Raw genomic sequence first — 10,031 nt, forward strand, 5'->3', positions numbered from 1 at the left:
CTACAAAGTTAACACTCTAGCCGTCATTTTCTTCACCTATTGTATTTTCAGCTTGGGCAAAGTCCTTTGGGGTAGGAAGTTCGCTGATACTATTGATACCAAAGTACTCCATAAACTTTTCGCTGGTGCCATAAAGGACAGGTCTACCAATAGCTTCTGATTTACCTTTTATCTCTACCAATCCCTTTTCAAGAAGCTTCTGTACTGAGTAATCACAGTTCACACCACGAATAGATTCCAGATCGCCTTTGGTGACAGGCTGTTTATAGGCAATGATAGAAAGTGTCTCAAGGGCTGATGTAGACAGTCTTCTTTTAGATTGTTGTTTCAGTAATATACCAATACTGGCCTGATAAGCTGGTTTGGTAAGAAATTGATACCCCCCGGCTACATGGTTTAATTCAAATGAATACTCATCCGCAGCATATTTTGCTTCCAGGTTTTCCACAGCACCCAAAATGTCTTTCTCGGGTACATCCGCCTCAAACATCTCATTAAGGCAAGACTGTAAATCTTTAATCTTAATGGCAGAAGGAGAGCAAAATATTAATGCTTCAATATGATTTTGAAGAAAGTCCAACTCAGTTTTGCTGACTTAGCTTGGCTTCAATAGATTGTGTTGTATGAGGTACGGCCTTTAACCTTTCTTTTGAAATCAGTTTTCCAGTCACTGAGCAAATACCATAAGTACCATTCTTGATACGCACCAATGCGTTTTCAAGGTTATTGATAAATTTTTGCTGACGACCGGCCAATTGGCTTAAGTTTTCCTTTTCAGCAGTGTCTGCCCCATCTTCCAATACCTTGGTGTTTCCAGAAGTTGTATCAGTTCCTTCATCATCACTTTTGTTCAAAGTTCCCTTAAGAATCTTTAACTCGTTTTTGGCCTTTTCTAATTTCTCAACGATCAGCTCTTCGAACTCTTTAAGTTCAGCCTCAGAATATTTAGTCTTTTCTTCCATGCCCATGTATTTGAATTTTATTAGAACTGCTGTCTAAAATGCGCCTAAAAATAATTTAAGCAAATCAAAACAAAAAAGATTACATTGAAATAATCTTTACAAATTATTTAACCCGCTCAACAGCAGCAAATTAGATTCAAAAACTAGGCGTGACTTAATTCGATATTTGGCCTTAGTTTCTTAATTCTTTCTTTCAAGGACTTTAAATCCATGTTAATTCGATATTTCATCCGGATATAACGCCTAATGGCCTTTGGATTTTGCCCCTGCCTGGCAAGCAGCAAAATCGCGTTGTCGATTATACAATTCATAGCAGCTTTTTTTATTAATTAACTCATATTTTTTGAAACAGGTTTACTTTCAGCCATTAAATTTCTGTTAAATAGAAATATTAGAATAGTATCTAAATATGCTACTAAAATCTACTGCCAATCACTACTTTTTCTTTAAAGGAATTAACTTCTCCGCTAGAATTAAAAACTTCAAAAAAGACAATATAGTAGCCTATTTTTGCCCTTTGCCCATTATTATCTGAACCGTCCCAAGTGTAAAAGCCCTCTGTGCTCAGAAAATCATTTAAGGCTATTATCTTTATTTCCCTTCCCTGTACATCAAACACCCTGACATTGGCCACATTGCCAGTCTGGGTAAAAGCATAATTTATGGTGGTAAAATCTCGTTGCCCACTGCCATCAGGTATTATCACCTTAGGCTCTATGGTAATTTCGCCCTCTAAAGCTGGGTTAATATTTCTTACGTGAGAATTTAAATAGCCGGGTGTAGCAAAATTTTCTGATGCTGCTGCCGACATCCAGTTGTTATCATCTTGTGTGCTTACTTCAAAACTTATCCTCTCCAAAGAAACTCCATCTACATCATTGATGATATCTGCATGCAAATCTTCTGAGTAGGCGAAGTAATCGTGCACAACACCTTTATTATTTATAATCGCGACCAGTCCCTCTTCATTAGGAAATGACGGCAATGCAGTCATCTCTATAAAGGCCGTTTCCATTGCTTTTGGGTATTGGTCCTTCAATATGATATTGTCGCTGGTCAACGCAAGATATGACTGCGGTTCCATAACCTTGTGCTCAGAAGAAATAACCCTGGTTGTATTTATTACCAAAGAATCATTTTCCAAATCTCCATTGGCTATTGCCCAATTTTTAATGGTGATATACTTATTTGAGGTATTAACGAGCTCAACAAAATCAACTCCATTTGGTCGGGGATTGAAAAGTATTTCATTGACTAAAACATCGCCAACAGCGGCCTCCTCAATAAGAAATAAGTCGGCACTGTTGAATTGATCATTAATAATATTACCCGGACAGTCGATGAGATTTGCTACCACAACTTCATATTTCTTACCACTAATCAAAGGTGTTTCGTCAGATAGTATGAGGTAAACTGTTTTAATATCCACAGTCACAATTTCACTCACCATGAGGTTATCCGAAAGTGAGTAGTTGGCGTTGTAAACGCTCTCCTTATCCAGTATTTCATTAAAAGTAAGTTGTATTGAGTCGCTGCTCAATCCATAAGCTGCTTCCAGTTGCGGACCCATATTATCAGGCATTTGACTGTGCACAGAATTTACTCTTCCCGGTGTTCCCCCTGTTTCATCTTCAGAGGCAATCCAGTTTAAGTCTTCTGCGCAAAAATTAGCCGGATCAATCAATTCGAGCGAATAACCACCATCATCTTTAATCGAACTCCTATACCATGAAGCCGAATAAGCAAGTGAATCAATAGTCGACCCATTCTCATCAATTAAGAAAAGAGAGTCACTGCTATTATTGAGTGTTGGGAAAGCTTCCAGCCCAATGACATTCTCAAGGGTACTGAATTCCACTTCATTTTGAGTGTCAGTTAAAACCACAAATTCATCAGATTCTAAAAGATAGTATGGCAAAGACGCGGTTCTGGACTTATCCGTAATTTTCCAATTTTGAAGGTTGATGGTTTTTCCACTGTTATTGAACAATTCTATATACTCAGCATTTGCCACATCAGTTTCAATGGATGGGTTGGCCATAATTTCATTAATTGCGACTTCCTTGTAATTTATATTTGGGTTTTCAAATAGCAAAAACTCTTCAGTCACAGGACTTATTGAATTTCCAGTACAGTCTTCAACTCCAGAAACCGCGATGGTATAGTTTAGATTAGGCGTTAAGTTTGATGAGAGCTGTAACGTCAAAATATTATCTTCTTGACTAATCATGCTTATTTCAATTGTTGGATCAATGATGAAATCACCAAGCTCTATTGATTCTGGCTTAATATATTCAGAAAATTCTATTGATAGTTCATTATCATTTTGAGTTGTTACCGCAATTAACTCAGGTAAACTGGCTCCTGACTCAATATCTCTGACCGAGTTTGTATTCCCAGGTGTTGCGCCAGAGTTATCCACACTGGCTATCCAGTTTGTACTAATGCTACAAGTATTATTTTCATCTATCAATTCCAAAGAAAAGCCACCATCATCTTTGGTAGTGCTTTGATACCACGAGCTCGAATAGGCTAAAGAATCTACCTTGGTTTCAGCATCAGTCAAAAGTTGAAGTGTGTCACCAGAATTATTTAATGTAGGAAATGCAGAAAGACCAATTACAGGCACTTCACTATCAAACAAAAGTTGGCTCCCTGCCGGGGTAAGAACGACAAATTCAGATGGGTTGAGAAAATAATATGGAAGAACTGCTGTTCTGGATCCATCCGTAAATTTCCAGCCTTTGAGATTAATCAGCTTATCACTTTTGTTCAATAGCTCTACAAACTCAACATTAGGGGAAGAAGTCTCTTCAGAAGGATTAGCCATGATCTCATTTGCGATAACATCACGGTAATTAATCTCTGGATTTACAAAAAGCTGGAATGTTTCATTATTAAAACCAACGGTATTTCCTGTGCAATCAGAAATGGTAGCAATACTTAACTGATAATCAGTATTCGGTACAATTGAACTTTCAAAACTCAGAAATAAGGTGTCATTATTTAAGCTGACATTATTTACAATAAGACCCTGGTCCACCTGAAAATTAGATGCTTCTATTGATGTGCTGTCCAGTGGCTCCGACATTAAAACAGATATCTGCTGATCACCCATAACTGAAATAGAAATGATAGAAGGTGTTGCTGCACCAGCCAGGGGATCATTTACAGAATTGATTTCTCCAGGGGTGCCTCCTGTTTCTGAGCTTGTAGCCTTCCAGTTATTGGCACCGCCACAAATATTATTCACATCTATTAACTCTAGCGAATAACCTCCATCACTTTTATCTTCCTCTGCGTACCAATCATTAGAATATGCCACTGAATCTATAAGTAAGTTATCCACATATTTCAATGAAATCTGATCAGAAGTATTGTTTAATGAGGGTAAAGATGAAACGCCTATAACATGTCCATAAGGCTCGAATAGTGGTTTGTTCGCATTAGCACAAATAATCACAAAAGCCTCGGGTTCGAGAATGAAAGTAGGCAAAGTCACAGAAGTGCTGGCATCTGAAAACTTCCAGCCTTCAAGGTCGAAGGTTTTTGAGCTTTTGTTAAAAAGTTCTACAAATTCAGCATCTGGCAAGCTGACTGCCGGACTTGGATCAGCCATGATTTCTGTGATCAGTACATCTCTAAATTCAGGAGCATCAGGAAAAAAGACATTAAAGTCTTGAGCAAGAGTAGCTATTGCATTGCCTTTTAGATCCTCAACATTAAAAATTTCTAAAGTGTAGTCTCCATTAGCTAATTCAGCTGAAAAAGTTAGTCTCACTTCGTTTGGTGCGGTTAAAGTTGCTGTAATAGGGTTGGCCAAACCGACCAAAGCATAATTTGCTGAATTTTTAGCAGACGCTGGATCAAGTGATTCGTCAAAAGTTAGCAATATCTCTGTCTCATTTATGACCGCTAAGCTTGTTAATGTAGGAGCACTGTTATCGGTATTGATCTGACTGATTACTACATCATCAAAGTAATAGTCAAAATTTCTGGTAGAAGTATGATATACTTTAAATCCGAAAACTGTTCCAGATAAAAACTCAGTATCTGTTACTGTACCAATGGTATTAAAAGTATCTCCCCCAGTAGCATCAGCTTCTAGCAGCCATTCACCCGCAGCAGTCCTAGTAACTCTAACGTGAACATTAATCCCTTCAAATATACTTGGGTTTGGGTCTGAAATGATTGCCGTAGCTGAGGTCGTTTTGAACAAATCAATACCGTCACCACTGCCTCCTTCTCCCAACCTTATGAAATATCCCTGTGGATCTGAGTTCAAATCGGCTTGGTCACTGAGTAGAAATATTTCTACCTTATTGGTGCTGCTTGGCGCTTGAGAATAGCGTACTTTAAATTGCCAAGTAGTTTCAAAGCCTGAAATTGTTGTAAATGCTGTCGTAGTGATTGACAAACTTGTAGTTGCACTTGGACCTGAACTTTGTAACTCGCCAGCATTTACCTGAAAATCATAACCATTCCCAGATAAGTTGGAACTAACCCAAACCGGGTTATTAGTAAAATCTCCGTCCTCAAAAGCATCATTGACCTGAGCCAAAAGCGGAATAGAACTCATTATGCAACCGAATGCAATAAAAAGATATGCTAGAAATCTTTTCAAATGGATAGCGTAAATATTTAAAATACTATTTTTGCTTAGTATTAAATTAACATAGAATTTACTAAAAATGAAATTAGCAGTTGTAGGCGCGACTGGCCTGGTGGGTCAAGAAGTACTTAGAGTACTAGCCGAAAGAAATTTTGAGATTGATGAACTATTAATGGTCGCTTCTGAGCGCTCTGTTGGTAAACAGCTTTCTTATAAATCGAAGCAATACACTGTTATTGGATTAGAAGACGCTGTAAAAGCCACTCCGGATATTGCCATATTCTCAGCAGGTGGTTCTACTTCTTTAGAGTGGGCTCCGCGTTTTGCAGAAGTAGGGACTATCGTAATTGATAACTCATCAGCATGGAGAATGAACCCTGCACATAAACTGATAGTACCTGAAGTTAATGGTGAGGTGATAAGAATAGACGATAGAATTATAGCAAACCCTAATTGCTCAACCATACAGATGGTATTGGCACTGGCACCGCTTCATAAGGCATATAAAATCAAAAGGTTAGTAATATCCACTTACCAGTCTGTGACAGGTACGGGAAAAGCGGCCGTTGATCAATTGATGAACGAGCGCAATGGCGCAGAAGGAGATAAAGTTTATCCACATAAAATAGATATGAATGTGTTACCACATATTGATGTTTTTATGGATAATGGCTACACAAAAGAAGAAATGAAGATGGTGAACGAAACCAGAAAAATTCTTCAGGATGATGATATTGCAATTACTGCCACAGCAGTTAGACTACCTGTTATGGGTGGACACTCTGAGTCAGTTAATGTTGAATTCTACAATGATTTCGATATTAATGATGTTAGAGAAAAGCTTGAAAATGCTGAAGGTATTATAGTTGAAGATGACATTGCGAACAACGTTTATCCAATGCCATTAAATGCACATGGCAAGGATGAGGTTTTTGTTGGCAGATTACGCAGAGATGACTCTCAGCCTAACACTTTGAATATGTGGATAGTGGCAGATAACCTGAGAAAAGGTGCTGCTACAAATGCTGTGCAAATAGCGCAGTTCATGACTAGCAATAACCTCGTATATTGATAGAACAACTTCTTGATAAGGATGTCCAAAACTTTATTTTGGAAAATGAAAATGCCGATCCTTTTGCGCTTTCACTGAAAAATAAGGAATTCAAGGGCATCCCTATCCAAGAGCTGGCCGCTCAAATAGCCTCCAGACAAACAGCCAAAACTAAACTTCCTGATTGGTACAAAACCCAATCCTTAGTTTACCCTCCTAAAATTTCCATGGAGCAATGCTCCTCGCAGCTTACTGCCCTGTATAAGGCGAATTTAGTTGGTGGAAAATCTTTTATTGATTTAACAGGTGGTGCTGGGGTAGATACCTGGGCATTCTCAAAACGTTTCGATGAGGGTATTTACATCGAGCAAAATGAAATCCTGTATTCGATAACCAAACACAATTTTAGTGCTTTGGGTGTGGATAACCTTACTACTCACAACACTACGGCTGAGCGTTTTATTGAAGGCTTTAAAGGCACGGTGGATTTCATTTACATCGATCCGGCCAGAAGAGATAAAAACCAGAATCGTGTATTCCGGTTTTCAGATTGTGAGCCAAACATAGAAGAGCTTTTGCCTAAACTTTTGAGCATCGCCAAAAAAGTGATGATCAAAGCTTCTCCAATGTTGGATATTGATTTAAGTCTAAAGTCTTTGTCCAATATATCAGCGGTGCATATCGTTTCTGTAGGCAACGATTGCAAAGAGGTTTTGTACTTTGCTGATACTCAAGGTTCAGAAAATGTTGAGTTTACTACAGTTAACTTAACAACCAGCGGCAATGAGATATTCAAATTTTCTCTGGCTGATCTAACTAAGAGTGATGCTGATTTTTCCTTACCCCAAGCTTTTCTTTATGAGCCCAATGCCTCAATAATGAAAGCCGGTGCCTTTCAACTTGTGAGCAGTGAATTTAATGTAGCAAAACTTCATCAGCATACACATTTGTACACAAGTGTAAGCCTGCTAGAAAGTTTTCCTGGCCGTACTTTTAAAATTGAAGCGGTCATTAATTTCGACAAAAAACTTATCACTAAACTAATTCCCGAAGGGAAGGCAAATATTGCTACCAGAAATTTTAAGGATGATGTGGCTCAAATCCGCAAAAAAACCAAATTAAAAGATGGTGGTGAAAAGTATGTGTTTGCCTGCACCAATATTGACAACAAACCAATTGTGATTATTTGTACTAAAGTGAATAGAGCTCTTTGAGAATTCGATAAATCACATAAAAAAGAATAGCAGCAAAGCCATAGACCTTAATCACCTTTTTACGATTCTGACGGTCTTCCCACCAGAGCATAATCCAAGGTTTAAATAAGCCTATTAACAAAAAGAATAAACTTAGAAAAGCTGCTGCCAAACTTATGTCTGCAAATAACTGCATTTTACTAAATTACAATGCTAAAACAGATTGCATCAATATTGGAAGATAAAATTTATGTGTCGCTAAGGACACAAGTTGAAAAATATACATCCTTGACTCAGGAAGAATGGCTTCTGTTTTCTTCATACTGGGAACAATGCGCATTAAAGAAAAACGAATACATGACCAAGTCCGGTCAGATAGAAAACTGGTTTTACTTTGTTTATGATGGTGTTTTAAGACTATATGCTGATAAAGACGGTGAGGAAATCAATGCAGGATTTACATATAATAACGACTTCTCTGGTGAGTATGCGTCCTTCCTCTCTCAAGAGCCTACGGAGTTCTACATTCAGGCGATCACAGATTGTTCCTTATTGAGGATCAGCTACCAAAGCCTGATGCGCATGTTTGATGAGCTCAAATGCATTGAGCGTTTTGGGCGCCAATTCAATGCTAAAATTCTTATTGATATGGCAAAGCGACAATTGGAATCAAGGTCTTTCTCCGCAGAAGAGAAATACAAAAGGCTGTTAAGTCAAAGTCCGCACATATTGCAATTGGTACCTCAAAAGCATTTGGCCTCCTACCTAGGCATGACCCCGGAGACCTTTAGCCGATTAAGGGCCAAGATCCGCTGATTTCTTGATATAGATCAAGTTGAGGAAAACAGCTGACCTGTACTTTTGTAAAAACTTTAAACATGGCTAAAATATCCCAACAAGAGTTTCTCACGTCATTAGAGGATGAAATTTCAAGACAACTAGACTTTGCCAAGAATCTGGAAGAGTATTCTGACGAAACATTGAACCAAAAAGTAGATGCCAAAAGCTGGAGTGTATTAGAGTGCTTTGAGCATATGAACCTTTCTATGATTGTTTATATCGATCAGTTAAAAACAATGAACAATTTCAAACCATCAAATGGGCTTATCAAATTTGGTATTAAAGGCAAGTTCTTTTCAGAAGGCATGCGCCCAAAAAATGATAAAATAGCCTACAAGATGAAAACATTTAAAAAACTCACCCCGGCAAGCCATTTAGACAAACAGGTAATTAAAAGTTTCCTCAACCATTCAAAATGGGTTTTAGATTTTATAAAGGCTCATAAGTCACATGACCTAAATAGCCTCAGAGTAAAAACAGCGCTTGGGCCATTGGTAAAATTAAATGTAGCCGAAGCATTAAGTTTTGTAATCACTCATAACGAAAGGCATGTCTGGCAGATTAAAAATGTGTTGAAGGCCATAGAATGAAACGGTTCTTTTTCAAATAACTATTCTTTTAGAGGCAAAAAATTCGTAAAATACGAAAAACCAACCCTTTAAATCGATGAAAAATTACCTAAGCCTAGCCCTGGCAGCCACATTAGTATGTGGTCTTGCATTATTTTCAGCCTTTAATTCACCAGAACATGAGAAAGCTGAAAGCACCGAATTTGTTAGTTCCGTCATGCAAATGTGGGGAACATCCAGAATGCATACGCTCGAAGTACTGGATGCCATGCCAGAAGAAAAGTTCACCTACAAGCCAACCGATGAGAGCAAAACTTTTGCCTCTCAGATGGTACATATAGGTTACACCTTAAAATATTTTGCGCAAGGAATGATTAAAGGTGAGCAGGTAGCCTATGCTGAGCCTGACGTCAGTACCATGTCCAAAGCAGACATAAGAAAACTGGTTGAAGAAGGATTTGACACTTACACTGCAGCAATCAAAGAACTGAAGCCTGAAGACCTTGCTGTAGAAATGCCATTGGGGCCTGATTACAAAATCACCAGACAGCAGTCCATTATTTTTGCTCATGACCATGTGACCAATCACAGGGCAAAAGCGAATTTATATATCAGAATGAACGGAATAGATCCTCCGACCTATAAATTCTAAACTTATTTTAGGAAGGTGTCTTCTATGTTGAAAAACAAGCCTCAGGTCGATTAAATTATATTTCGATCAAAAAATAGACATATCATTACCATTATAGTTGTTGGAATGTTGTAAACCTTGGTTTTCCACATTTCAACAACTTATCTAATCCT

At 38.0% G+C, this 10,031-nt stretch carries 8 protein-coding genes; 5 read left to right on the forward strand and 3 right to left on the reverse strand.

Features of this window, described 5'->3' with window-relative positions; all coding sequences use genetic code 11:
• Positions 1-16 precede the first annotated feature (16 nt).
• The 3 genes from scpB to RIB54_RS21770 all read right to left on the reverse strand — a co-directional run bounded on the left by scpB (position 17) and on the right by RIB54_RS21770 (position 5,541).
• Positions 17-580: an SMC-Scp complex subunit ScpB gene (gene scpB, locus RIB54_RS21760; protein WP_350066343.1), complete on the reverse strand. Its 564-nt coding sequence runs from the start codon at positions 578-580 to the stop codon at positions 17-19.
• A gap of 1 nt (position 581) precedes the next feature.
• Complete coding sequence (locus tag RIB54_RS21765) at positions 582-968, reverse strand: TraR/DksA family transcriptional regulator (protein ID WP_350066341.1); 387 nt, start codon at positions 966-968, stop codon at positions 582-584.
• A 409-nt stretch (positions 969-1,377) separates the two neighbouring features.
• On the reverse strand, positions 1,378-5,541 hold the full coding sequence (locus RIB54_RS21770) for a lamin tail domain-containing protein (protein WP_350102997.1): 4,164 nt from the start codon (positions 5,539-5,541) through the stop codon (positions 1,378-1,380).
• 112 nt (positions 5,542-5,653) lie between these two features.
• Between RIB54_RS21770 and RIB54_RS21775 the strand changes: the two genes are divergently transcribed.
• The 5 genes from RIB54_RS21775 (at position 5,654) to RIB54_RS21795 (ending at position 9,879) form a co-directional block, all read left to right on the forward strand.
• Positions 5,654-6,646: an aspartate-semialdehyde dehydrogenase gene (locus RIB54_RS21775; protein ID WP_350102998.1), complete on the forward strand. Its 993-nt coding sequence runs from the start codon at positions 5,654-5,656 to the stop codon at positions 6,644-6,646.
• Positions 6,643-7,839, forward strand: a complete 1,197-nt coding sequence (locus tag RIB54_RS21780) for a class I SAM-dependent methyltransferase (protein ID WP_350102999.1) — start codon at positions 6,643-6,645, stop codon at positions 7,837-7,839. Before RIB54_RS21775 ends, RIB54_RS21780 begins: the two co-directional genes overlap by 4 nt.
• 189 nt (positions 7,840-8,028) lie before the next feature.
• Complete coding sequence (locus RIB54_RS21785) at positions 8,029-8,634, forward strand: Crp/Fnr family transcriptional regulator (RefSeq protein WP_350103000.1); 606 nt, start codon at positions 8,029-8,031, stop codon at positions 8,632-8,634.
• Positions 8,635-8,696: 62 nt separating this feature from the next.
• Complete coding sequence (locus RIB54_RS21790; protein WP_350103001.1) at positions 8,697-9,248, forward strand: DinB family protein; 552 nt, start codon at positions 8,697-8,699, stop codon at positions 9,246-9,248.
• 76 nt (positions 9,249-9,324) lie between these two features.
• On the forward strand, positions 9,325-9,879 hold the full coding sequence (locus RIB54_RS21795) for a DinB family protein (RefSeq protein ID WP_350103002.1): 555 nt from the start codon (positions 9,325-9,327) through the stop codon (positions 9,877-9,879).
• Positions 9,880-10,031 lie beyond the last annotated feature (152 nt).

Origin of the sequence: Fulvivirga sp. (genome assembly GCF_040218215.1) — a bacterium.
Classification (GTDB): Bacteria; Bacteroidota; Bacteroidia; order Cytophagales; family Cyclobacteriaceae; genus Fulvivirga.

What these genes read in the sequence shown, in the direction of transcription:
- RIB54_RS21765 (WP_350066341.1), bottom strand. Translation starts at nt 968, where the DNA reads ATGGGCATGGAAGAAAAGACTAAATATTCTGAGGCTGAACTTAAAGAG.
- RIB54_RS21770 (WP_350102997.1), bottom strand. Translation starts at nt 5,541, where the DNA reads ATGAGTTCTATTCCGCTTTTGGCTCAGGTCAATGATGCTTTTGAGGAC.
- RIB54_RS21775 (WP_350102998.1), top strand. Translation starts at nt 5,654, where the DNA reads ATGAAATTAGCAGTTGTAGGCGCGACTGGCCTGGTGGGTCAAGAAGTA.
- RIB54_RS21785 (WP_350103000.1), top strand. Translation starts at nt 8,029, where the DNA reads ATGCTAAAACAGATTGCATCAATATTGGAAGATAAAATTTATGTGTCG.
- RIB54_RS21790 (WP_350103001.1), top strand. Translation starts at nt 8,697, where the DNA reads ATGGCTAAAATATCCCAACAAGAGTTTCTCACGTCATTAGAGGATGAA.
- RIB54_RS21795 (WP_350103002.1), top strand. Translation starts at nt 9,325, where the DNA reads ATGAAAAATTACCTAAGCCTAGCCCTGGCAGCCACATTAGTATGTGGT.